The organism is bacterium, assembly GCA_021371935.1.
Classification (GTDB): Bacteria; Armatimonadota; UBA5829; order UBA5829; family UBA5829; genus UBA5829.
Map to the genome: position 1 here is coordinate 67,630 of JAJFVF010000009.1, position 24,506 is coordinate 92,135.

A 24,506-nucleotide genomic window follows, 5' to 3' on the forward strand; every position below is an offset into this window, starting at 1 on the left:
TCCAGGTATCCCCGAAGTGCATACTGGTTCAGGATTTCCGAATCCTGAACCAGAAGTATTACTGTGACAGACTATTTGCTCTTAAAGTATGTATTGCTAAAGAGAGAGGAGCATACAAAGAGCATTCTGGGCAGGTGAAAGAAACTCTTCCACTTGCCGCCTTTGAGCATGTGTGTCGGCTCGCCGTATCTGTTCAAATAGCCGAACCATTCACCGTATTCAGGGTCGGGGAATCTTTCCCATGCCCAGTCATGAATGCGCTTGAACCATTCAGCCGACTCTTCACTTCCGGTCAGTTTGTATGCCATTGCAGTTGCGATCAGCGCCTCGTTATGTACCCACCACAGTTTCATATCCCACTGCAGCTCCAGATGAGGTTTTCCGAGAACGTCCATAAAGTAAAAGATGCCGCCGTGATCGGGGTCCCAGCCCTTTTTAAGCTCTGCGAGAATGATATCTGCTGCGCGCTGCACCAGATCATTTTCACCGGCTCTTGCAGCGATATTCATAATAAACCACATGGCTTCTATCGCATGACCGGGGTTGAGATGACGACCGCGCATTGAATCGAGGTCAAATGATCTGTCATCTCTGACATTCTCGAACATGACCTGAAACTCAGGGTTCCAGAAAAGGTCCATTACCATTCGCACTGTGTTGATGGATTCGGAGCAGGCGTCAATGCCACCGATGCACTCATCAAGCACAGCCATTAGGTTAGCCTTCATCATATAAAAGCCGAGCGCTTTCATCGGCTCGATGCCTTCCATCTCCTTTGTCCACTCGCCTTTGGGTTTTGTCTCACACAACAGATAATTATCAAATGCTCTCAGGGCCTCTTTGCGAGCGTCTTCATCACCGGTTGCGCGATAATATGCAGCCGAACCCATTACAGCAAAACAATCGGAGAAAACCGAATATGCCGCCATGGCGGGTCTGCCGTCGCGGGCAAGAGAAAAGTAGTATCGCCCTTTCTCATCACGTCCATGTTTTGTAAGAAAGTCGTACCCGAGTTTGGCCAGATCGAGCCACTCCTTCCTCGGTTCCAACTTGTTGTACAGCTCGCAAAACATCCACACTTTGCGCCACTGCATCCACATGAACTTCTCAGAGTCATAGACGCTGCCGTCCCTACCGAGACAGTCGAAATAGCCGCCATACTCACGGTCCGGGCAGTTCTTCTCCCAGAAGGGAATGCAATCGCTCACAAGAGCACTGCGGTAGATATCTGCGTAAGAATCTAAAACTGTATTCATCACATATCCTTTTATGGCAGCAGTGAAAGCCCAAGTATATCCATCGCGAACGTGAATGAAATTGGGGCATTTGTCCAGCCGCTGTATATGCTGTTGGCTCCACCTTCGTATTTATCGCCTCCGCCCCAGGCGTGCTTTTTCATATCATACATTCCTCGCCAGCAGCCATTAAGGTGTGGGACAGGGGTGTCATCCTGTATTTTTGCAAGCAGGCGGACTGATCGCTCATAAGCCTCGCGATAGGTTTTATCGCCGGTCAGCTTCCATATTGCGTGCAGGCCGATGGTGCACCAGTTTTGAGTATAGATAGTGTCCACGAGACTCTTGCCGATGGGAGCCTCATCGTATTCGCTTGGAATCGCCCCTTCAGGGGACATAACGGACACAATATAATCCGCGCTCGCTCCGGCTTCTTTCAGGAAACATTCATCACCCAAAGTGGCGGCACAGCATGTGCTGCCGATCAAATAATAGCCGTGCTCACTGCTCGAAAATTCATCTTTCTTGTCCTGAACTTTGTCAATATACTCCAGCGCAGTCGAGCGCAAAGCGGCGTTTTCGGATATTTGCCAGCTGTGAGCAAATGCCATAAGTGCCAGCCCCATAAAATGGGGGGATAGTTTTGAGCCGCTTAACTGCGGCTTGTTGCCGTCAAAGAATGACTGAATACACTCTTGCAGCGACTCGATCGTTTCTACTCCCCTTTCAATAAGAGCATATTTCTCATTGAGCCAGGAATACCTCGTGCCGATCATTATCGATAGCGTTCCATTCCAGGCGTTGTCATCTACATAGTATAACGGCCACCACTGACCCGCTGCCCAGCGCCACATTCCTCGCGGCACGGTCTCATCAGTTTTATTTCGCTGGCCGCTCCTTGCATGAAGATAGTGGATGATGTTGCTTCCAACTGCAGACATCCGCTCGTCCTCGAAGACCTCTGATGCAAGCAGAAACATTAGCGCCGCCTCAAAATTGCAGTCTGGACGGCGGTGTTCAAAGACCAGATATCCATCGCAGGACGTATAGTTCGGAAAATCACGCATCATTTTTTCGAGTGCGGAGTTGTTTTGGGTCAGGGCTATTCTTTCGCCTACTCCCCAACTTCCGTCTGCAGGGTCCATTATTCCGGACTTGTCGAACCATTCCAGATTACGTTTCAATGAGGTTGTTTCGATGTGTTTTATTTCATCCATTGTTTCTAGAGCTCAAAAGTATAATATTTTTAGCAGGGTATCTATAGTATAGCGCTTTGCCTTCGTTATTGAAATGCTGTCGTATAAATTACATCATTTCTGCTGGTGAGAGAAGCGGCTGGAGGTTAACGATGCACAGATGGCAGAGCTTGAATTGACGCAGGATAAGGATGTGTTAGCGTGAATTTGTGGATTTCAAAAAGGATTCTTTAATGAGAGCGGTCTTGAAGAGAGCGCAGAAACTCTTCTTCTTTAGCGGCCAGGTCAGCCTCGCTCAGGCGCTTGACGGGTTGGTCTTCAGTCTCATCCGGGTCTGGTGCCCGAGCGGGACCCTGATGACCGGCGGCATTATCTTTTTCCGAACCTGCTTTTTCAGATGTCTGGCCGGCTTTCTTTTTAGGTCCTTTTGTAGGTTCCAGGTCTTTTTTTGAGACGAGTATTTTATAGCTTATAGTGAGTTTTTTCTGGTCTTCAGAAAGCCTGTTTCGAGCTTCACCCGATAGGCCGTTGAGCCATCTTTTTCTCTCGAACTCCTGAGTGTCAAGATGCCTCTTGCGTGCATCCTCTGTCAGGCTGTCAATATCTATGTCAACGCATACCGTGTCGTCATCATATACTCTGTCCACACTTCCAACAAGTCCAGCGAAATACGCGAAGTACAGGCTGCTCTTTACATCGTCATTTGTGACCTCTCTTGTTTTGACCTGCACCGTATCTCCGACTTTCAACTCCGCCATATGTAATCCTCCCGATTGGCATTTCACTATAACATCATATCACTTCCGAGCCTGAATTTCACCTTTTTGGAATTACAATAGTCACCGTAGTCCCCTTGCATTCTTCGCTGACAATGCTCAGTATCCCACCATGCGCTTCAACCAGTCTGCTCGCAATGCTCAGTCCCAGACCAGAGTGGCAGTCACCGGGTGTCCTGGCCGCATCCGCTCGATAAAACGGTTCGAGCACGCTGCCGATATCCTCACGCCTAATGCCCTTTCCCGTATCCTTGATGACGATTTTGATCTGCTCGCCGTCCTCCAGAGTCATATCCACACGCGACCCCTCACCGGCATAACTGATCGCGTTGTCTATAATATTGTCGAGCACCTGCGTAATTCTATCGGGGTCGATCTCTGCGATAATTGGATTCCCCTCAGTCAGTGGCTGAATAATAACTCCGGCTTGGACAGCTTCCGGATTATGTGAGTGGATAACAGATGCAGCGAGTTCTCTTATTTCCACTTCACGAACGTTGAGTGGGAACTCATCAAGATCAATTTTGGCCAATTCCATCAGATCCCTTACCAAACGAAGAAGGCGTTCCGACGTGTCCTCCAGAGCAGATATAGCTCTTTCCTTACGTTCGGGATCATCTGCGACTCCGTCTGAAAGAGCACCTGCCATAGTGCGCATAGTGGTTACCGGACTACGAAATTCGTGCGCTATATCGGCAAGAAACTGTCTTCTGCGTTCGGCATCTTTTTCAAGACGATTGATCTGATCAGAAACCTGCCTGGCCATATCGTTCATTGATTCGGCAACCTCAGAAAACTCACTTTTGCCACTGACCGATATTCGGTAATTGAAATCACCGGATTGAAATGCTTCGGCGCCTTTCGTCAATTGTGAGAGCGGCCGGGTAAACCTGCGCCCAAGCCAGGCTCCTGCAAGGACTGCCAGTCCGAGAGCTACTCCAAGTCTAATAAAAGACCACTTCAGATCAAATGGTATGAATGAGTCTCTTGGAGGTTTTCTGATGGGCTCTCGTTCAGTTGGTGGTTTGAAATTGTCCATAATTTTCGGATTTGGTGGAAGATGGCGTTCATGCCTGGGAGGAAAAGGGGTGCGTCCACTCAAGAATTCCATCCATCCAAATTTAGGTTCCGGCATAGGCCTTGGATAGAGTTCAGGATGCTTTACCATCTCCTGCTGAAATGAGCGGATGTTGAGATAGTTGGAATAGTTAGTGATTCCTGCGCTGATGACCCAGCTCAATACAATGGTCAACAATATTGCCATAGTCAGGCTGACGCGGACATTAACTCTAGGGACGATACGCATATCCGACTCCCCTCACTGTCGCAATAGGAAAATCTACGCATCCTGCGCCTATGAGTTTTTCGCGCAGTCTGTATACCAAATTATCGACCAGACGCAGTTCGCCGTAAAAGTCATTTCCCCATATTACTTCCACCAGATGCTCGCGTGAGAGCACGATCTGCGGGCTGCCCATAAGTGAGGCAAGCAAATTGAATTCCATTGCAGTAAGCTCGACTGCAACCTCATCCACGCTGACGCGGTGCTCGGCAACGCAAAGCTCCAGGTTGTTCCAACGGTATGAAGCATCCGGTGGCTTACTGCGGCCTTTTCTGCGCAGCAGTGCCTCAACTCTTGCAAGTAATTCGGATGTGTGGAAAGGCTTGGTTACGTAGTCGTCGGCACCGTTCTTAAGTGCTCGGACCTTGTCTATCTCGCCGTCTTTGGCTGAGAGCATCATTATCATAGCATCCGAAGAGCGGCGTATAATCTCGCATACTTTGACCCCATCCATCTTCGGCATCATGATGTCCAGAATTACAAGGTCGGGACCTCTATCGTTAAATAGTTCAACAGCCGCTTGGCCGTCCGTTGCCGATATAACTTCATATCCCTCGGCTTCCAGATACCAGCGAAGGCCTTCCATCAGATCGGCATCATCATCAACGATCTCAATAAGCATGATTTCCTCGTCATTTTCTGACTATAACCACTTCGATTCTAGCATGCGCAGGGTCATTCGGCAAACGGCATGATCAAGCGATTTTTAGAGTGATGCAACTTAAATCTAACTGTGATGCAGTTGTGATGAATTTGCGGAACTGGCGGCAGGCGCATATGCGTCATAGCAACTGAAAGCGACCGTCGAAATGACGGGCTTTCTGCAGTCATTAAAGCAGTCAGATTGATTCTGAACTTTTCATCAGGAATCGTGGCATGAACACTCTCGTGACTGCTTTGCAGCGTTGTTGTGTTCGCCACGAAGGGAACGAAAATGCTCCGCATTTTCGAAGGAGGAGTCCGAAATGAAGACCAAAGTTTTGATTGGATTAGTGCTGGCGATGATTTTGTGTATGACACCGGTTTGGTGTCAACAGGGCGGTCCCAGACAGGGCGGGGTGGGAATGTCCAGCGTAGTGATGACAGTGATGCCGCCGCAGGCCAACATGATCGATCGGCTGGCAGAGCAGCTCGATCTCACCGAAGATCAGGTGAGCAGCCTGAAGACGGTCTTGACTGAGGGCAATACGACCGTTCAGTCGCTTCAAAAGACGTCCAGTTCGGCGGCGCAGGCTCTTCGCAAAGCCTTATTTGCGTCAACATATGATGCCGATGCAGTGGCTGATGCCGCAGCAAAGGCGGAGAAGGCGGAAGCGGCTGTTGTGACCGCAAGCATAAATGTGTGGGTACAGATAAGAGAGGTTTTGACTGCCGATCAGATCACTGCTCTCCAGTCGGCTACCACATTTTCCGGCGGTCCTGGTGGTCCCGGTGGACAGGGCAGACCTGGTGGACCTCCACCCGATGGGTCGTCCACATCCGGCGGCCAATTCTGATGTGCAGCGTCCTGGCAAGCATAAAATAGGCGCTGCCATTAAGCCCCCGCCACTCTCTCCCGCGGGGGCTTTTTGCATAATTATCTCCGATTTTAAAAAGCAAATTTATCACAAAGCCGGGTTTATAATATGTCGTATGTTCCGAACTGCTTCCATCCGGTATTCAGATTGTTGATATCATCTGCATACAGATAAACCCCGCAAGTTGTGCCGCGCAGCGCATTTTTGATTGCTATTCGCCACTGCACTGTAATATTATATTTTGTTTTCAGCACTCTTGTATCTCCCAAGTAAACGATTACCTGTCTGTTCTGCAGGGTCGAGCTTGAACCGGGTAGATATCCACCCAACCATGCAGTATCGGTATCGTTTCTGAGGTAGATCCTTCCAGTTTTCTGATCATAACGCAGATATATCCCATTGGCTCCACTCATACTGGTATTGATGAGCATTATGCAGTTGCGCAAATACTGATAGCCTCGACCATGGCCGTATTCACTGGATATCGTATATTTCGTCAAATAGCTGAGGAATGTGCCGCTCGTCGGCGACAGACCGACCAGAGACGGCCCCCAAGGAGCGATATTGTAGACAGCCGTAGCGATATCGCTGTCCAGACACCCGGCTCCTGCAGCCATTGCCTTAAGTATGGTTGTGACATTGACTTGTATAGGATCAGTGTACACCGGGCTTGAACTTGTTGGATCAGAACCGTCAGTAGTATAGTAAATTGTTGCGCCTGGAACTGAGCAGTTAATTGATACACATATCGAAGTATATGTCCCTGCAGGCGGATCAAATGTCGGAGTCGGCATCTGCCAGGTGAATGATGTATCGGCTTCTGCGCTGTCGTCATATGCATCGGAGTAAGCTATTGCCTTCACCTGCACCCCGAATATAGAAAACGGACCAGTATATTCAGTGCCGTTAGTCCGAGTTGGCGTGCTGTCGTCGGTGGTGTAGCGTATGGTCACTCCGGGTGTGGCGTCTGTGATAGTGACTGTCACATAGTCGTTAAACGAGCCGGTATTGGGAGTTATCACCGGTGTTTCGGCCACATACACTTCATCCGCTCCGATGTCGACTGCAGCGCCATTAATCCTGTCCTGACCATCCATGTCAGGCCAATCAGGCGGCACATCAGCATCTGTTCCGGCATTGATAAGCGTCGACGTTGCAAGCAGGTGATAATCTTCGCCAAGATAGTCCCTGAACAAGGGATCGACATTCAGGTCCGATGGGTGCGACACCAATACACTATAATCATAGTCTGTGTTGCCGTATACATCGTTTGTGTGAAGAACTGGAGCAGCATTGGTACTGTAAATCCCCGATGAGCAGAAAGCAATTATGTTGTTTGCAATCGTTGGTGAGGAACTATCGCTGTATATTCCTCCACCATCTATGCCTTCACCTGTTTCATTGTCAACGATGGTATTGTTCACAATGAGTGTAGTGCAGCCATCTTCCATTAATATGCCGGCACCTTCAGCACCGGAAGTATTCATCGCGATCACATTGTTGCTTATGGTAGAAGGACAGGCTGCGATATATATAGCTCCTGCCCAGTATGCGCTATTGTATGCGATATAGTTGTTTGTAACTGTTGCGGCTCCTCCGCTGGCCGAGCAGATTCCGCCTCCAACGTAAGCGCTGTTGCCGACAATGCTGTTATAGGCAATAAGCGGGGCAGCATTCGGTCCGATATAAATTCCTCCGCCCCATTCGCCATTGTTGCCTGCAATGTAGTTGTGTGTAATTGTCGGCGAACCCCAGCAGAGGATTCCGGCACCGTGATAGTTGCCATAAACATCGTATTCGCCTATTCCGTTAGTGACCACAAAGCCGTCGAGTACGGCGCTCTCAGTCAATCCGTAAGTAGCCAATACAGTCTCTCGCTGCATATTACCGTCGAGTATGGAGAAGTATTGGTTATAATCTCTCTGGTCTCTGGAGGTCTCGTTTCCACAGAAACCGCCATACAGGGCAACTTCCTGCTTCAGCGCAAGAGGTTGGACCACATATGTCCCTTCAGCTACCCATACTTCATCACCGATACGTGCCGACGCAATTCCCGTAATAACTGAACGGTAGGCAGTCCTCCAGGTTTTCCCATCCTGTCTTCCTCTCGAATCCCATTTGACATAAACCACGGCGGCCATTGTCTGAAGTGAAAGCATCAAAAACAGCATTACGATCAAAAATGTGGTGCGCAGTTTTCCAAGATACATCGCGTTCTTTCCTCCTTATACGGTGATCGGCGATCTCCACGTCGAAAACGCTATTACCCCAATGCGCAAAATACGAAATGTTATTGCCTGATTGCCGTATAAATGTGGCGGTGTGGCATAGTGTGCGACGTTTGCAAGTCTGCTTAAAGAAGTAGTTGAGGAGGATTAAGAATTATTTGTTCGTCTTGGCTTTTGCCCCAGCAATCCCAGGTTTAGTCATCTCGACTGTTGAAAGGATCTTATCGAGCTGCTCTTTGGTGAATATACCCTTTTCCAGCGCGACCTGCCGGATAGTTTTGCCCATCTTTTCAGCTTCAAGTGCAAGTTCGGATGCAGCCTCATAACCTATGTGCGGGCTTAATGCAGTGAGAATTGCGAAACTGCCTTCAACCAGAGCGCAGCAGCGCTCGGAGTCAACCTCTATCCCACTGACACACTTATCAGCCAGCAACAGCGATGACCTTTGGAGCAATTGGAGCGATTGGAAGAGATTGTGCGAAAGCATCGGCAGGAATGCGTTGAGTTCAAGTTGCCCGCTCATAGCCGCGATTGCGATCGCATGGTCATTCGCCATTATCTGGAACGCAGCCTGGCTCACAGCCTCAGTTGCGACCGGGTTCACCTTACCCGGCATTATAGAGCTTCCAGCCTGCAAGGCCGGCAGTTTTATTTCGCCAATTCCGGCTTTGGGACCGGAACTGAGTATTCGCAGGTCTGAAGCTATCTTTGCGAGGTTTACCGCAGCCGCCTTGATGAGCCCGGATACCTCCACAAACACGTCAGTATTTTGAGTTACATCTATCATATTTTCAGCGCGCGCAAGCGGGACACCCGTGATCTCGCGGAGTATATCGACCACGATGTATACATATTTTTGATCGGCATTGAGTCCAGTGCCCACAGCGGTCCCGCCGAGATTGACCTGTCTCAGACGCTCCTCGACTTTATACAGTCTCCACCAGTCACGCTGAACAGCCTGTGCCCAGGCTGCGAATTCCTGCCCAAGAGTGATCGGCACAGCGTCCTGCATCTCTGTCCGGCCAGTTTTGAGCACTGATGCGAACGCATTCTCTTTCTCTTGAAGAGCACGCTGCAATTGAGATGCTGCTTTGCTTACCGGGATCAGCAGGCGTATGGCGGCGAGCTTGACGGCTGTCGGGAAGACATCATTTGTAGATTGAGCCAGGTTCACATGATCGAGCGGATGAACGATGCTGTAATCGCCCTTTATGCCGCCGAGGATTTCAATCGCACGGTTGGCGATTACCTCGTTGGCATTCATATTGGCCGATGTCCCCGCACCCCCCTGGAAAACATCAGTAATAAACTGATCGTGAAGATGACCTGATGCTATTTCGTCACATGCCCCGGTTATTGCCTCGGCTATGCGCTTGTTTATGTGGCCGGTGCGCATGTTAGCCAGAGCGCAGGCTTTCTTTACCTCGGCCAGCGCGCGAATAAGCTCCGGGTGAAGTTCGATGCCCGAGAGGTCGAAATTTTTGTGGGCACGAAGCGTATGGATCCCATAATACGCATCCGCCGGCACTTCCATCATGCCCAGCAGGTCATGCTCGATTCTTGTTTTCATATCGACATTATATCACGATGTAAAGCGGCAGGCTTATATTGCAGGTAAGCTATACCAACTACTCGGCAAATTATCTGCCGCGGCTGCAGGCTCCTTGATATTCTTAACAAGGACGACTGTTGTTCCGCGCGGACTGGTTTTTAGGAGTATGTGATCTGAGGTTTCAAGCATAATCGAATAGCCAAGGCCCAGGGACGGTTTGGTTGAGAACCCCCTAAGAAGTGTTGCACGGGGGATGATTAGGGATTCGATCCCAGGTCCTTTGTCGGCCACCGCCACCCATGCCGAATCGTCCTTGACTCCCGCATAAACTCGGCCATTGTTGCCATGCTTTATGGCATTAGTGATGGCTTCTCCAACGGCAATAACGAATGCAGCCAATCTCTCTTCTTCCATATCCTGCCGTGCAAGGAATTCCTTAACCATGTGTCTTGCTCTGCTTGCGTCAGAAGTATCGGATACATCGGTAGTGGTTATTGCGTTCAATAGATATGGTCTTATGTGAGTTGAATCGCAGATATCCAGCTTTCCTTGCGTAACACTCAGAATGGTTTCGCGATAAAAATGCCGTTTTTGGGTTTCGAATCCTCTTTCGAGCTGCCTGCGATTATATTCCTCTTCCCTGCGCTGCCTTTCGACTTGATGACGTTGCAAAAGTTTCCACATTCCATCCATCAAAAGAGTCAGTTGACGAATATCCGATTCATCATAGGCTTCATCTTTGTTGCCGACTCCTGCGACTGCGACTATTTTTTCACCATCGAAGACAGGCACGTTCATATGGCTTTTAACTGTAATATGACCTTCAGGCAGTCCTTTTTTGTATGGATTGGGAGCCGAGTAGTCGTTCGTGATGATGGCTTTCCGCTGCCTTATTGCCTCACCCCATAGCCCGGTGTGCTCTACCGGGTATACGGTAGGCTTATCCGGGATATTGCACTGCTCGCGTGCTGATTGCGACCAGGCAAACATATTCAGCACTGTCTCGTCTTCGTTTGCAAAAGCCAGATAGCCGATTTTGCTTTTTGTCAGGTTGATTGCTTCCTGGAGTGCGAAATCACATATTTCCTGCAGGGTTGCATCTGTCATTTGGCTGAGTTCGAGCAGGGTCTGAAGTCGAGCCTCGTTCAGGCGCAGCGTTTCTTCATCTCGCCTGCGTTGTGTGATATCCAGTTCCGTGCCAATTATTGCTGGTTTCCCTTGATAGAGTGTGTAAGAACCGTGGACTTCTATGTCTATTAGTGTGCCGTCTTTACGCATTCCTTTAACCATATAGCGCACGCTTTTTATCTCGCCGGATATTCTTCTTGTGATATAATCACTGACCACATCGCGATCCTCAGGGGCTACAAGGTCCTGCGCGTTCATCCCGATGAGTTCGTGTTGCGTAAAACCATGGATCTCGGCAAAACGAGGGTTTGCATATACAAATTTGCTGTCCTGAATAAGATATACACCAACCAAAGATTCCTCGATCAAAGTCCTGTATTTGGTTTCAGCTTCTTGAAGGGCTTCTCTGTTATGGACTTGTCCGGTTACGTCTGTAATAGTCAGCATTACTTCTTTTATGTTTCCTGTTTTCGGGTCTCTGATCGGAACGGCATCTTCCATAAGCCAACGCCGTGGACCATGTTTGCTGGAGTATATTCCGAATATCACATTATGCTGAGGAATTCCTGTTTGCAATACCAATGCTGAGGGAAATTCGTCAGACGGCAGAGGTGAACCGTCTGCTTTTACAGTCCGCCATATGATGTCATCAGATCTGCGTCCGATCATCTCCTCGCAGGTGAGACCAAAAATTTCACATGCGGCATTGTTGACGTAAGTAATCCTGCCGCTGGGGTCTTTTACCATTATTCCCGCGGAGATTGCCTGATACCGTGCGATCAGATTATCATACGATTGGTCGCTTGAACTATTAGGCTTACAATACTCATCTGCCTGATCGTTCATCATGCCCTCCACCAGCCATACTGACATTCTCTGGTAGTATACCGCTATGAAGGGAAGATTTATCCATGGCTATATTATGGCTCGGTTTGATCGCCAATCATCTCGGGAGAGATGCCACAGATTGCTGCTGCACTCCAATAGTAGCCGACTTACTCATCAGATAACCGCGCAAGATGTCTCTCGTGCTCAAGTCAGTCTTGGTGATTTGTGCGCCTGAAAGCGCTGGGGATACAAAGGCATAATAGTCTTCGCTTGCGACGGTATAGATTGATGCAGCGTCCAATTTCTTATCGCCGACATAGAGCTGACCATCGCGCATCTCAGTCCCGACTACAGCAGCATTCGGCTGCAACATGAGTTTACTTATCTGAGCACCCTTTGCCTTTACAACCACGACTTTGTTATTCCAAGGGACCATTTTTCGTAAATCCAGTTCAGTGACTGGTCCAGCATTCAGGCCGCTTTCGACACCGTCGTATGGCCGGAAACCTATGTCCGACTTTGTTGCATCTCGCAGCCTTTCGGCAATCCATGCCGGTGCATTTGATAAAGTGATATCCTTATCAAGTGTATCGAGTTCGACCATATACGGCTTTGTGTAGTTGTCGATTATGGTCTCAACGTCTTGAGCAGGCAGAATTGATGAGTCTATATCGATTATTTGATCTTTATAACTCATTACCAGGTAGCGCCCATTGTTTGCCTTGTGCAGATATAGGTCCAGCTTCCCAAGGGCTTTTCCCCATTCTCCATCCTGGCAGACTATTGTCCCACCTATCCAGCAGGCTGCCGGGCCTGTGTCATCATTTCTTACCAGAGTAGGTTTATCCAGCCATGTGTGCGAATCGCCTCCAATTATGACGTCTATTCCGGGCACAGAGCTTGCCAGCGCAAGATCAGAATTATAACCGATATGGGTCAACGCTATAATGAAGTCGCATTTGTCGGATAACTCGGCAACCATTTTTTTTGCTGTGACTATTGGGTCGTTAAGCTGTAGATCCACAGCCTGCGCATAGCTGGCGACCCTTGGAGCAGTGAGACCAAACACACCTATTCTTATCCCTTCCACTTCAAAGATATGATAAGGCGTCACCAGCGTGGTGCCTGTCGATTTCTCAATCACGTTTGCTGATATTATGTTAAACCTGGCCTGCTTGATTCGATCACGCAGTATTTCAAGCCCGAGAGGACTGGGGTTGTTGAGATAGCTGTCTCCCTTAAACTCATTGTTGCCGAGGGTCATTATGTCATACGGCACAGCGTTCATAACATCAAAATCAGGCTTGCCTTCAAGGTCCTGCAATGGACCGCGAGTAAACACATCTCCCGCATCCATTACAATAACCGGATTTGTGGTTTTGCATTTAATTTCTCTGATCAGCGTTGCTCTTCGTGCAGCTCCGCCAACGTTGGTTTCAGCTTTTCCGAGGCAGTTGTAGTCAAACGGGAAGAGGTGGCCGTGTATATCGTTTGTGTATAGCACAGTCAGTGCAAGGTAATTGGGCTGGTCTGCATGCAGTGCAGGCAGTTGGACAAAAAGTGAGACAACAACAAAAAGCAGAGTGAGAATTCGAGCGCGTTTTTGCAGATTGAGCATATGCCACCTCGGTTTGTAATCTGCGGAATTATATCACATTTAGTGTCGTTTTAGGGAGGATAGGGTAACCAAATTATGTCGGGCGAATCCGTCCCGTCAAGATTAATGTTGGGCGAGGGTAAAGGCAATGGAGTATTATCCTGACTTTCCCGAAGAGGAACAAGGCGGCCTGGTCAGACTGAGCCGTGTTACATATCAATTGGCAGACGGCCAGCCCGACGCAATGGGTTGGCGAGTATTGGATGCCGATGGCGTGGAGTTCGGCACTGTGTCGGATCTTCTTGCCGATGTCGGCACTGGCCAGATCATATTTGCCGCGGTGACCAGCCATGCATCGGGTAAGACTGCTCTGATCCCTGTCGAGGGAATGTATTTGGACCTGACGGCAGGGGCTGTGGTCGTGCCGGTAAGCCAGTCTGCGGTGAGCGAATGCCCGGAGTTTACGGACGAAGTTGTGGATGTGATGCCTTTTGTGGAGTATTGGCTGCGCAGAATAGCTGCATAATTTGCGACACAAACAGGTCGGCAGCGAACCAGAAAGTGCCGGAACAGGGGCGAGTTCCGGCACTTTTATTATTCATTTTCAACTCTCAGGCGTTCCGCTTCACGATATTCCTCAACCGCTTTTTCCATCCGTCCCAGACGTTGTAGAATTTCTCCAAGTTCATCGTGCGCGTCAGCATCATTCGGATTCATGCGAAGTCCTTCGCGATAGGCTTGGTCGGCAAGCTCCAGCTTCTCGAGTCTGGAATAGCAGTATCCCAGATTGAAGTAGACAGTATCTTCCTCCGGGTTAATTTTCAGTGCTTTTTTATAAAGCGCAATTGCTTCTTCATACTTCTCTTGATCGCGAACTACATTTGCGAGGTTGTAATAAGGCCACCAGTTCTCAGGCTTGATACGTGCCGCCTCGCGATATTCGGCTGCTGCCTCATCGAGCTTGCGCAGTTTTTCATATGCCCAGGCAAGTCTATAATGAGCGCCATAATCATTGGGGTTAAGGCGAATAGCTTCTTTGAATACCTGTGCGCATTCTTCATGACGGTCAGTGTCTTCGAGCACCAAACCAAGCTGATAATACATATCCGGGTCTTGAGGTTCAAGGCGAATTGCCTCGCGTGATTCGGCTTCTGCTTCGCCAAGTCTGTTCAATTCTTGCAGTGTTTGTGCTAAGAAGTAGTGTGAATCGGCGCATTCTGCATTGAGGCTGATAGAATGAAGATATGCTTCTATTGCCTCTTCTTTTTTTTCGCAATGTTCGAGTGAAAAACCGAGGCTGTTCCAAAGCATATACTCATCTTCTTCAGGCTTGAGGCGAATTGCCTCACGATAAGCCGAAACAGCCTCTTTATGCCGACCGAGTTCATCGAGCGCGTCGCCCAACCTCCAGTGAGTATCAGAGTTCTCAGGCGCAAGAGAGAGAGCTTTGTTATAGGCTTCAACAGCTTGTTCATATTGTCTAGACTCCATAAACGCATAACCCAGCCAGTCCCAATTATCTGCATCATCCGGGTCAAGTCGGACAGCTTCCTGAAATTCCTTCTCCGCATCATCCAGGCGTTCCAGTTTCGAGTAAATATGCCCAAGATTATAATGTGCATCCGCATATTCCTGATCAATACGCAGAGCTTTTTTAAGCGCGTCAATTGCCTCATCATATCTTTCAAGGTCATCAAGGGTATAACCAAGCTGGAGCCAATAATCCGGTTTTTCCGGATTGAGCTGAATTGCCTTTCGCGATTCAGATTCTGCTTCGTCAAGGCGTTTTATCTTTAGAAACAGATATGCAAGGTTAAAATGAACGCTCGCATAGTCCGGTTTGATCTTCAAAGCTTCATGATATGCCTGAATTGCTTCATCGTATTTCTCAGCATCTTCTAGGGCGATTCCAAGATCATTCCATAACGTTTCACCATTATTGGCACCAAGACGAATGGCTTCTTTATAGGCAGCAACAGCTTCTTCGTGCCGACACTGCCATTCTAAAACGTATCCGAGACCCTGGTGCAGACGCGCATTGCCGGGGTCAATAGACAGTGCCTTTCGATATATAGCTTCAGCTTCCTCATCTCTGTCTGCCAGGTACAGTGCATAACCGAGGCTGTCCAATATCTGGACGTCATCGGGTCTTAATGCTACAGCGGCTTGAAGCTCGCCTATCACATTGTCAAGGTTGCCGTTTTCATTAAGTTGTCTGTCCAACTCATCGTGGCTGATATTCTTCATCGTCTTGTTTTCCTGCTTAGTAGTCTATTCAATATAGACTGCCGTGCAGCAAATACTCAGCGTATGGCCCCAAATTTTCTCAATCTCAAGGCATTGCTGACCACAGACAGCGAACTCGCAGCCATAGCGACAGACGCTATCATCGGGTTGAGCATAACGCCGAGGGCTGGGTAGAGCACACCAGCCGCTATAGGTATGCCGAGAGTGTTATAAATAAACGCGAAGAACAGGTTCTGCTTGATATTCGACATCGTAGCTCGTGAGAGTTCTATCGCTGTTGCAACACCGTTCAGATCACCGCTGATAAGCGTAATATCGGAGGACTCTATCGCGATATCAGTCCCGCTGCCAATTGCAATACCGAGGTCGGCCTGAGCCAGAGCGGGCGAGTCGTTTATCCCATCTCCGACCATCGCGACAGTTCCTCCCCGCTGCTGAATAGTCTTTACTGCCGCTGCTTTATCGCCAGGCAAGACTTCAGCCATCACATCATCTATGCCGACCTCCGATGCGACAGCATTCGCTGTCTGCCGGTTATCTCCGGTAATCATCACTACCTTCAGCCCCAGCCGCTTCAATCGCACGATAGCCGATTTTGATTCAGGCTTCACTGTATCGGCCACTGCAATCAGGCCAGAGCACACTCCGTCTATGGCAACATATATAACCGTTTTGCCAAGTGAACTAAGTTCATCAGCCGATTTATCCAGCATTGAAGTGTCAATATGGTTCTCATTCATCAGCTTTCCAGTGCCAATCAGTATATTCTTTGAGTCTATAATCGCGCTGATACCTCCTCCTGGGAAGGCCTCGAATCGGGTGGGAGAAGATGTCTGCAAATTCTCTGATTGAGCACATTTGACGATCGCTCCGGCAGTAGGGTGCTCACTGCCCTTCTCGGCTGATGCGGCAATCGCCAGCAGTTGATCCCGATTAAAGTCTCCAAATGCAGCGACATCTGTAAGTGACGGCTCTCCGCGTGTGATTGTGCCGGTTTTGTCAAGAACGACGGTTGTGAGCTTTCTCGCCGTTTCGAGAGCCTGGGCACTGCGAATGAGTATTCCATTCTCTGCACCCTTGCCTGTCCCGACAGCCACAGCCGTAGGCGTAGCCAGCCCAAGTGCGCATGGGCATGCGATGATCAACACGGACACAAACGATATCAATGCAAATGTAATCGATGGCGCGGGTCCGAATATAAACCAGACAACAAACGCCGCAATCGCAATGCAGATGACAACAGGAACAAATATCCCCGCCACAATATCGGCGAGTTTTTGTATTGGAGCCTTGGTCGCCTGAGCCTGCCGCACCATTTTGACTATCTGCGCCAGCATTGTCTCTTTACCGATCTTTGTCGCCTCGAATGTGAAGCTGCCGGTCTTGTTGATTGTAGCGCCGATAACTTCGTCGCCTCTCTGTTTATCGACAGGCACGCTTTCGCCTGTAATCATAGACTCATCAATTGTAGACGAGCCGTCGGTTATCACACCATCCACTGGTATCTTCTCGCCGGGGCGCACGATTATCTTTTCGCCCACACGCACATCTTCAATGGGTATGTCGATCTCGTCACCGTCACGTATGACCCGCGCAGTCTTTGCCTGCAGACTCATGAGTTTTCGGATTGCATCTGATGTATGGCTTCGTGCACGTGCTTCAAGGAATTTGCCTGTGAGGATCAGGGTTATGATGACCGCCACAGTCTCGTAATACACATGTGGTTGGACACCATATTTGACAAAAAGACCCGGTGCAAATGCTGCAAATGTGCTGTATATGTATGCCGCGAAAGTGCCGACTGCTATAAGCACGTTCATATCGCTTGCACGGTTGACTATCGCGCCGACAGCGCTCTTGTATATCCTCCCTCCTGCGTAAAATAGCACAATGGATGTAAGGACGAACTGGACATATACCAAAATCGCCGGGGGCATGACAATCTTCATGCCGAAGAATACAGGCAGCACCATAGATATTATAAGGACAGGTGTGGCAAGCGCAGTCGACACGATAAGCCTGGCGCGCGCATCTTTGACCTCAGTCTCCATATCCGGCGTGTGCTGCTCTGTCATTCCCTGTTCTTCGGCAACAGGTGTGGCAGTATACCCGAGTTTATCGACTCTAGAGGAAATATCATCTGTTGTGAGCACACGCGGGTCATATGTGACTGTCGCCTTCGCTGATTCAAAATTGGTGCTCACTTCAGAGACACCTTCAGTGCGCGAGAGCACCTTCTGAATTGAGAGCATACAGCTCGGGCAGTGTATGCCTGTGATGGCGAAGTCAGACTCGACACTCTCCTGCATCTCTTCATCAGGCTGCACTGGTCCTTTCTTGCTTCCGAAGAAGAACCAGAGCACAAATATTATGAGCGCCGCTCCTGCGGTAAGCGCGGCATAATCGGCTGCAGACATAGTTAGTCACCTCTGCCGTTATCATACCCACAAATGATGCGTCGGGCAAGGGATTCCATCCGAAAAATTGATGGAATATAGAGACCGCATCAAATGTACTTATGGAGCGGTCTCTCATTTTCTATTGGATGTGCCGACCCCACACTATATCGTCGGGTTCGTCTTTGTTTGGGTTTTCTTTGGATAGACCACCATCATCTTTGAGGTTTCGACCTATGCTGTAGAGCATAAATGTATTGCCCATGCGCTTATATACGAAATTCTTCCCGCTGAATGGGTCCGTTGCGAATGTCTTGTGAAGCTGTGTCAGGCTTTCGGGGTATGACCCGAATTCGCTTCGGTAGGTTTCGAGAGCAAGCGCAGTTTTTGCTATTCCAATTCGCGCGTCTGCTGTGTCTCTGACCGCTACAACACCGGTACACATAGGAAAGAAGATTCGGGTTAACAAAGCATAACGTGGAAGCCTATTGATAATATCGAGACTATGATACTTGCCGACACCTATTCTATACGGCTGTTCGATAAGTTCCATTTGTTTTTTCCACATATCGAGGCACACTATCTGGTCCTTGTATGATAGCGGTCGCCATAGATAAACAACGATTGCAATCCCCGCTTTTTTCAGTCCGCTTTTTCTATACATATTCTCATTAAGGTAAATCATATCCCAGAATCTTGCTGTGTCATATCTCATCATGTCAAACGTTGTGTTTGTTATTGCGCTCTCACCATTCAGTGCATTGGTGAAAGACGGATCAAGCTCGATTCGGCTCAATTCGCGTGTAATCCGCAAAGCCTGCTCGACTGTGAATGTGTGGGTCTTTGTTATTTCGGCAAGCCCGTCTGTTGCTATTTGCAAGCAAGCATATGAAACGAGTGCGCCTATCGTTATCGGCTCATCTTTAGTGGCTTGAGAGACTCGCAGTGCAAGAATGATATCTCTGGTTGCTGCATTCATATCGCCCTTTATCGCATCGACCTGCGCTTTCGCAACGCACATTCTCGTGAAATTTCGGATGTTCCCAAGCTGTGGGAATAATGCGCCCGCGCCCTGTTCCCATTTTATGGTAGTGAATCTACATTCAGGTTTTGAAGCAGCTTCTATTAGAATAGAAAGGAGACCTGCCCTGCGACTCAGCGCATCTTCCACTGCGGGCAGCATTTTCTGACGTTCAACTGAGCCAGGCATAGACTTTGTAAAATCATCGAACAAACCACAGTCATGGCTCCAATCGTCATGGGACCTGTAATAGTCGCCATTGTTACCCACCAACCTCATTGCTTTTTCGTATAAAAGGCCGCCGTTCTTGCTTGTCGGCAGATTTTTGGGCGCAAGTTCGGCTGAATAAACAGGTATTCCTGATGCTCTCAACTCATCCAGGCGCCTGGCAAGCTGCCGTCCCCAAACAATCATCAGGATCGTATGGACAATCATGACAGCGATTATTAGTACACCCACCACTTTGCAGGTCTTGATAAAAGCACTGCCAAGCCGCCTGGTAAGCCGTTTATTAGTCACTAAGTCGGCAATTCTTTTACCTAACGCGCGGAATGTCGGAAACTGATCTTTCATAAGTCTGCCTCGCTTTTTTGTTCACCCTCATTTACATAGACGCTGGAATGCGCAATGTTTTTGTGTAGAGGTGTTGGGGCAAATGCCGTTGAATGCTCTATTATGAGCAGTATGATTCTTATCCCGTCAGGCCCGTTTGTCATGGGTCTGAGCAAGCACGAGGTCAAGAGAATATGCAGGCGATTTGATATACAGCCGGCGACTCTTGCGGATACAATGCCTCAGAGGATGATTGAACTGCCCGACTTTTATATGGACAAATACCCTGTTACAAATGCCGAATTCTATGCTTATGTAATAGAGGCGAACGCCGGGTGGATATATAACATAGACAACCCTGTGCCAAAGGACTCTGAGAGCCTTCCGGCAGTGAATGTGACATATGATATGGCCGAGAGCTATGCCGCATGGGCAGGAAAACGTCTGCCGACTGAGCAGGAATGGGAAAAAGCCGCGCGAGGCAAGCCCGCAATGCTCTTTCCCTGGGGAGGAGTGTGGGAATCTGACCGTTTATCATGCAGTGTCTTCAGTCAAGGCAGCTTAAGTTCTGTAGGTCTACACCCGATGGGTTCCAGCCCATACGGGGTAATGGATATGGCTGGCAACGTCTGGGAGTGGACATCTACGAGCATGGATAAGGCAATGGTGATAAAAGGTGGATCATTCAGGCAGAGCAGACCGTATCAATTCATGTGTTCATTCAAAGAGTTTGAAGCCGGAAACAGTGCACGGGATGATATAGGGTTCAGGTGTGTAATGGACATGCCCTTCTCACCCGACACCTAACACCCACCACCTGCTATGGTGCTATAATGTGATCGAGGAGTTGATCGACATGAAATGCCCGAAATGTGATGCCCAATTGCCCGAGGGAGCGAAGTTCTGCCCGAATTGCGGAGCAGGCAAATCCGTAGAAACACCGGCACCGGAGGCGAAGCGTAAGCGCTCACCGCTGGTCTACGTAATAGCTGGATTGGCAGCAATCGCTCTTATAGCGCTCGTGTTCGCTGTGCTGGCAAGCAGAGGAAACGTGACGAATGCCCCGTCAGGATCAGCCTCGCCTGGCAATGTCACCAACGCCCCTGCCGGTGCGCCCAACGGCGGCAATGTGTTAAATGCTCCTCCCGGCGCTCCTCCGACCGGACAGCAGACCCCAGGTGCAATTGCAAAGCCCAAACCGCCGCAGGAGGTTGTCGATTACCTTGCGTATGTCAAAAAGGTAGAGGATCATCGGCAGATGCTGCTGAAGGACACAACTACAGCGCTCAGCATGGCTGCTGCGGGAGGCGCGGCTTCCGGGCTTCTAAACTTGATCGATATGGCTGGCGACCCTGATGGTGAAAAGGCTCGTGATCCTCTTGCCGACACGAAAAAGGAGCTGAATCGCCAGTATAAAAACTGGATCAGTACCCTTCAATACCTCGACAAAAGAGCCGCTCCGCCTGAGTGCAGGGAGTTTTCGGGCACATATCGCGACGTGATCTTCAAAGAGACAAGAGCCATAGGCGAGATAGCGGTCAATTTCAATGCTGTAAATGTTATGAACCCTCAGGACATGTCCAAGCTGTTGGCATCTCTCGAAAAGATGAAGGGTGATCCAACCATTCAGGGCAATATCGATAAAGCAGCCGACACAGCGGATACTTCTCTCGACAAACTTGTCGCCAACTACGATATGCAAAAACCGTTCTCTGTGCCCCGCGAGTCCAAAACCAGCGGAAGCATCATGGGATTTTAGATTGAGTATTTTAGATTTAGTATTTGGTTGTGGGGTGAGGGCATGACTTTTGATGAGATAGTCCAAAAGCTGGGTCTTGAAGCGCACCCCATGGAAGGCGGATATTTTCGTGAAACATATCGCAGCAGCCTGATCATACCTTCTCATGCCTTGCCCGATGAATATGGTCATGATAAATCTGTGTGCACAGCCATCTACTTCCTTATCGGTCCGAACCATTACTCGGCAATGCACCGGGTGAAAACCGACGAAATCTTCCACTTCTACTCGGGCGACCCCGTGGAGATGCTCCAACTCCATACTGACGGCACACACTCGATCATCACTATAGGCAGCGACATTATGACTGGTGAGTCTCCGCAGGTGGTAGTCCCAGCAGGAACATGGCAGGGCAGCCGACTAAAACCCGGCGGCAAGTATGCACTTATGGGCACAACAGTCGCCCCAGCCTTCGACTATGATGACTATGAGCATGGCAGCCGCGAAGCTCTTATTGCAGAGTACCCTGAGTGCGAGGAGATGATTAAGAAGCTGACAAAAGAATAAAAAAAGCCGGCTCCCAAAAGGAAGCCGGCTCTCTTACTCTCTGTTATCTGCTCTCAGCTAAACAATCGCCTTCACAGCAGCCACAATATCCGCCACAGTCGGCACACATGCGTCTTCAAGAGGCGCGCTCATCGGGATCGGGCAGTCTTTGCCGCTGAGCATGATCGGCTGAGCGTCAAGATAGTCGAACCCTGTGTAACCGTCGTCAAACTTGTATTCAATTGTCTGGCGAACGATTTCACCTGCAACACCACATCTCGGGTAGCCCTCTGAGACAGTAATCAGTTTGCCTGTCTTGCGAACGGACTTGGCTATACACTCAGCATCCAGCGGATTGAGTGTGCGCGGGTCGATGACCTCGACGTTTATTCCCTCTGCTGCAAGTTTCTCTGCTGCATCCAAAGCAAAGTGGAGCATTCGGCAGTAGGCGACGATTGTTGCGTCGGTCCCCTCGCGCTTGATGTCGGCAACACCCAGTGGGATGATGTAGTCATCATCCGGCACAGGTCCCATAACACTTGAATACATTACCTTGTGCTCGATAAACAGGACAGGATTATCATCACGTATGGCGGCCTTAAGCAGACCCTTGGCGTCATACGGTGTCGACGGCATCACAACATAGATACCTGGGATGTTCATGAACATCGCCTCAAGGTTTTCTGAGTGGTGAGCCGCAATCGATCTGCCCACACCGCCCTCTGTCCTTACGACAGCCGGGACCTTGGTTTTGCCGCCGAACATATAGCGGTTGTAACCCAGGTTATGGATAAGCTGATCGGAAGAGATTGTCAGGAAGTCGATATACATGATCTCGGCGATAGGGCGCAGACCGCGCATGGCAGCGCCGCCTGCCGCTCCGACTATGGCCGCTTCGCTGATAGCGGTATCGATCACTCGCTTAGGACCGAACTGATCATAAAGGCCGCGGGTCGCAGCATATGCGCCGCCATAGAGTCCGACGTCTTCGCCCATAATGATGACTCGCTCGTCACGCTCCATCTCTTCGCGCTGAGCATCCACCAATGCCTGACCGTAGTTCTTGATCGGCATTCCGAACTTGCCTTCAAGCGTCTTTACATCACTGGCTTTGATCTTGGGAAGAGTGGCATTAGCAGTCTTGCGCACCTCTGCTTCAATCTCTTTTATCTTCGGCAGGTAATTATTTTCTGCCTTAATCTCGGCAGCAAGCTCCTGCGGGTTCTTTGGCACATAAATATCGTTGTAAAGCTCGCTCACGTCTGGATACGGACTGTCGATACCGAACTTGGTAGCGTCTTCGATAGTCTTAACGGCTTTCTTCTCGGCTTCATCAAGTTCAGCTTCCGTGGCAATACCTGCGTCAAGCAGTTTCTTGCGCAATACTGTCAGTGGGTCGCGCTCTTTCCACTCGGCTTCTTCTTCGCGAGTTCGATATGCTCTCTGATCGCTGGAAGAGTGGCCATACCAGCGGTATGTTTTGCACTCGACCAAGGTCGGGCCATCGCCTTTTCGCGCTCTATCGACAGCTTCCTTTACGGCTTTTTTGACTGCAAGGACATCCATTCCATCGCAGATCGTGCTCGGCATACCGTATGCCGACGCTCTGTCTGCAATATCTCTAATCTTAGAGGCCTGACCAGCGCATGCCACTGTCCTGTCATGGAAAGGCACGCTCATACCATAGAGGTTATTCTCACATATGTATACGACCGGCAATCCGCAAAGCATCGCGGAACCCATATTAAGGGCTTCGTGGAACGAACCTGTGTTGGTTGCGCCGTCTCCAAAGTAGCAGAGAACGACTGCACCGGTTCCCTTCAGTTCTTCTGCAAGAGCGGCTCCGGTGGCGATTGGGATATTTCCGCCGACTATACCGGTCGACCCTAGGTTACCCTTCTCGACATCGGCGATGTGCATTGACCCACCGCGACCTTTACAATATCCGGTGGATTTGCCCATAAGCTCGGCCATCATCTTGTTCCAATGTTCCTGGCGGGCTTTTTCGTCTTTGGCGTGTTTGTTACCTATCGCGCCGCAGTGACCGTGTCCTCTGTGTGTACTGGCGATAACGTCTCGATCTTCGATAACGGCGACCGAACCGACCGCTACAGCTTCCTGCCCTGCATACAGGTGGGACGCTCCTTTGATCGTTCCTTCTCTAAGGAGGCGATATAGGGTGTCCTCGAAATTGCGGATCTCATACATCTGTCGCAGATAATCAAGCAGTACATCTTTGGACTCAGACGGCAAGTTTGAGGCTTTCTTTGGTGAGGATGTTTTTGGCATTTCGCAGTAGCTCCTTCAAAAAAGTAACGCGGCTTATGCCCGCGTCACATAAAGTACGTATGGGTTCATACTCGAGTGTTTTTACACCAACTAGTATTCTACAGCTCATGTCCAGAATAAGTCAATGTACATCAATGTACCATCCAAAGGCAACTCGACATCTTGATAACTAAAATGCATTGTGGTAAAATACAAATGTGGAGAGGTGGCTGAGTGGTCGAAAGCGATCGCCTGCTAAGTGATTGCGGGGGGAAACCTCCGCCCCGGGTTCGAATCCCGGCCTCTCCGCCATTTTTTGTGCGTGAAATTGAGGAAATT

At 49.4% G+C, this 24,506-nt stretch carries 18 protein-coding genes and 1 tRNA gene; 6 read left to right on the top strand and 13 right to left on the bottom strand.

The features are described from left to right. Nucleotides 1-71: 71 nt before the first annotated feature. From LLG46_06790 to LLG46_06810, 5 genes are all read right to left on the bottom strand, one after another. Complete coding sequence (locus LLG46_06790; protein MCE5323006.1) at nucleotides 72-1,256, bottom strand: AGE family epimerase/isomerase; 1,185 nt, start codon at nucleotides 1,254-1,256, stop codon at nucleotides 72-74. Nucleotides 1,257-1,267: 11 nt separating this feature from the next. Continuing rightward, nucleotides 1,268-2,452, bottom strand: a complete 1,185-nt coding sequence (locus tag LLG46_06795; GenBank protein MCE5323007.1) for a hypothetical protein — start codon at nucleotides 2,450-2,452, stop codon at nucleotides 1,268-1,270. A gap of 209 nt (nucleotides 2,453-2,661) precedes the next feature. Further along, nucleotides 2,662-3,189, bottom strand: a complete 528-nt coding sequence (locus LLG46_06800; GenBank protein ID MCE5323008.1) for a hypothetical protein — start codon at nucleotides 3,187-3,189, stop codon at nucleotides 2,662-2,664. 58 nt (nucleotides 3,190-3,247) lie between these two features. Continuing rightward, nucleotides 3,248-4,513, bottom strand: a complete 1,266-nt coding sequence (locus LLG46_06805; protein MCE5323009.1) for a HAMP domain-containing histidine kinase — start codon at nucleotides 4,511-4,513, stop codon at nucleotides 3,248-3,250. Further along, nucleotides 4,497-5,171 carry a response regulator transcription factor gene (locus LLG46_06810; protein ID MCE5323010.1) on the bottom strand — a complete coding sequence of 225 codons (675 nt, stop codon included), beginning with the start codon at nucleotides 5,169-5,171 and terminating at the stop codon, nucleotides 4,497-4,499. The genes LLG46_06805 and LLG46_06810 overlap by 17 nt, the downstream gene beginning before the upstream one ends. Nucleotides 5,172-5,514: 343 nt before the next feature. Here LLG46_06810 and LLG46_06815 point away from each other — a divergent pair, with 343 nt between their 5' ends. After that, the gene (locus LLG46_06815) at nucleotides 5,515-6,045 is read left to right on the top strand and encodes a periplasmic heavy metal sensor (protein MCE5323011.1); all 531 of its coding nucleotides are present in this window, start codon (nucleotides 5,515-5,517) and stop codon (nucleotides 6,043-6,045) included. 122 nt (nucleotides 6,046-6,167) lie between these two features. Here the strand turns inward: LLG46_06815 and LLG46_06820 are convergent, their stop codons facing one another. The 4 genes from LLG46_06820 to LLG46_06835 all read right to left on the bottom strand — a co-directional run bounded on the left by LLG46_06820 (nucleotide 6,168) and on the right by LLG46_06835 (nucleotide 13,420). Continuing rightward, nucleotides 6,168-8,276: a chitobiase/beta-hexosaminidase C-terminal domain-containing protein gene (locus tag LLG46_06820; GenBank protein MCE5323012.1), complete on the bottom strand. Its 2,109-nt coding sequence runs from the start codon at nucleotides 8,274-8,276 to the stop codon at nucleotides 6,168-6,170. 172 nt (nucleotides 8,277-8,448) lie between these two features. Beyond that, nucleotides 8,449-9,864 (bottom strand): aspartate ammonia-lyase, encoded by a 1,416-nt coding sequence (locus LLG46_06825; GenBank protein MCE5323013.1) that lies wholly within the window; start codon nucleotides 9,862-9,864, stop codon nucleotides 8,449-8,451. A 33-nt stretch (nucleotides 9,865-9,897) separates the two neighbouring features. Continuing rightward, the gene (locus LLG46_06830; protein ID MCE5323014.1) at nucleotides 9,898-11,823 is read right to left on the bottom strand and encodes a PAS domain S-box protein; all 1,926 of its coding nucleotides are present in this window, start codon (nucleotides 11,821-11,823) and stop codon (nucleotides 9,898-9,900) included. 94 nt (nucleotides 11,824-11,917) lie between these two features. After that, nucleotides 11,918-13,420, bottom strand: coding sequence for a bifunctional metallophosphatase/5'-nucleotidase (locus LLG46_06835; GenBank protein MCE5323015.1), 1,503 nt, complete (start codon nucleotides 13,418-13,420; stop codon nucleotides 11,918-11,920). Between the two features lie 127 nt (nucleotides 13,421-13,547). On the opposite strand from LLG46_06835, the gene LLG46_06840 reads away from it, so the two are divergent. Then, on the top strand, nucleotides 13,548-13,925 hold the full coding sequence (locus tag LLG46_06840; protein ID MCE5323016.1) for a PRC-barrel domain-containing protein: 378 nt from the start codon (nucleotides 13,548-13,550) through the stop codon (nucleotides 13,923-13,925). 68 nt (nucleotides 13,926-13,993) lie between these two features. Here the strand turns inward: LLG46_06840 and LLG46_06845 are convergent, their stop codons facing one another. From LLG46_06845 to LLG46_06855, 3 genes are all read right to left on the bottom strand, one after another. Then, nucleotides 13,994-15,646, bottom strand: a complete 1,653-nt coding sequence (locus LLG46_06845) for a tetratricopeptide repeat protein (protein MCE5323017.1) — start codon at nucleotides 15,644-15,646, stop codon at nucleotides 13,994-13,996. A gap of 56 nt (nucleotides 15,647-15,702) precedes the next feature. Beyond that, the gene (locus LLG46_06850) at nucleotides 15,703-18,063 is read right to left on the bottom strand and encodes a heavy metal translocating P-type ATPase (protein ID MCE5323018.1); all 2,361 of its coding nucleotides are present in this window, start codon (nucleotides 18,061-18,063) and stop codon (nucleotides 15,703-15,705) included. 121 nt (nucleotides 18,064-18,184) lie between these two features. Next, on the bottom strand, nucleotides 18,185-19,636 hold the full coding sequence (locus LLG46_06855; protein MCE5323019.1) for a hypothetical protein: 1,452 nt from the start codon (nucleotides 19,634-19,636) through the stop codon (nucleotides 18,185-18,187). A 102-nt stretch (nucleotides 19,637-19,738) separates the two neighbouring features. Between LLG46_06855 and LLG46_06860 the strand changes: the two genes are divergently transcribed. The 3 genes from LLG46_06860 to LLG46_06870 are packed head-to-tail and all read left to right on the top strand — an operon-like array spanning nucleotide 19,739 to nucleotide 21,920. Next, nucleotides 19,739-20,422: a formylglycine-generating enzyme family protein gene (locus LLG46_06860; protein ID MCE5323020.1), complete on the top strand. Its 684-nt coding sequence runs from the start codon at nucleotides 19,739-19,741 to the stop codon at nucleotides 20,420-20,422. Nucleotides 20,423-20,471: 49 nt separating this feature from the next. After that, nucleotides 20,472-21,374, top strand: a complete 903-nt coding sequence (locus LLG46_06865) for a zinc ribbon domain-containing protein (GenBank protein ID MCE5323021.1) — start codon at nucleotides 20,472-20,474, stop codon at nucleotides 21,372-21,374. Between the two features lie 42 nt (nucleotides 21,375-21,416). Further along, nucleotides 21,417-21,920, top strand: coding sequence for a cupin domain-containing protein (locus LLG46_06870; GenBank protein ID MCE5323022.1), 504 nt, complete (start codon nucleotides 21,417-21,419; stop codon nucleotides 21,918-21,920). Between the two features lie 57 nt (nucleotides 21,921-21,977). Here the strand turns inward: LLG46_06870 and LLG46_06875 are convergent, their stop codons facing one another. After that, the gene (locus LLG46_06875) at nucleotides 21,978-24,188 is read right to left on the bottom strand and encodes a dehydrogenase E1 component subunit alpha/beta (protein ID MCE5323023.1); all 2,211 of its coding nucleotides are present in this window, start codon (nucleotides 24,186-24,188) and stop codon (nucleotides 21,978-21,980) included. Between the two features lie 199 nt (nucleotides 24,189-24,387). Between LLG46_06875 and LLG46_06880 the strand changes: the two genes are divergently transcribed. After that, nucleotides 24,388-24,479, top strand: a tRNA-Ser gene (locus LLG46_06880). The last annotated feature ends 27 nt before the right edge of the window (nucleotides 24,480-24,506 follow it).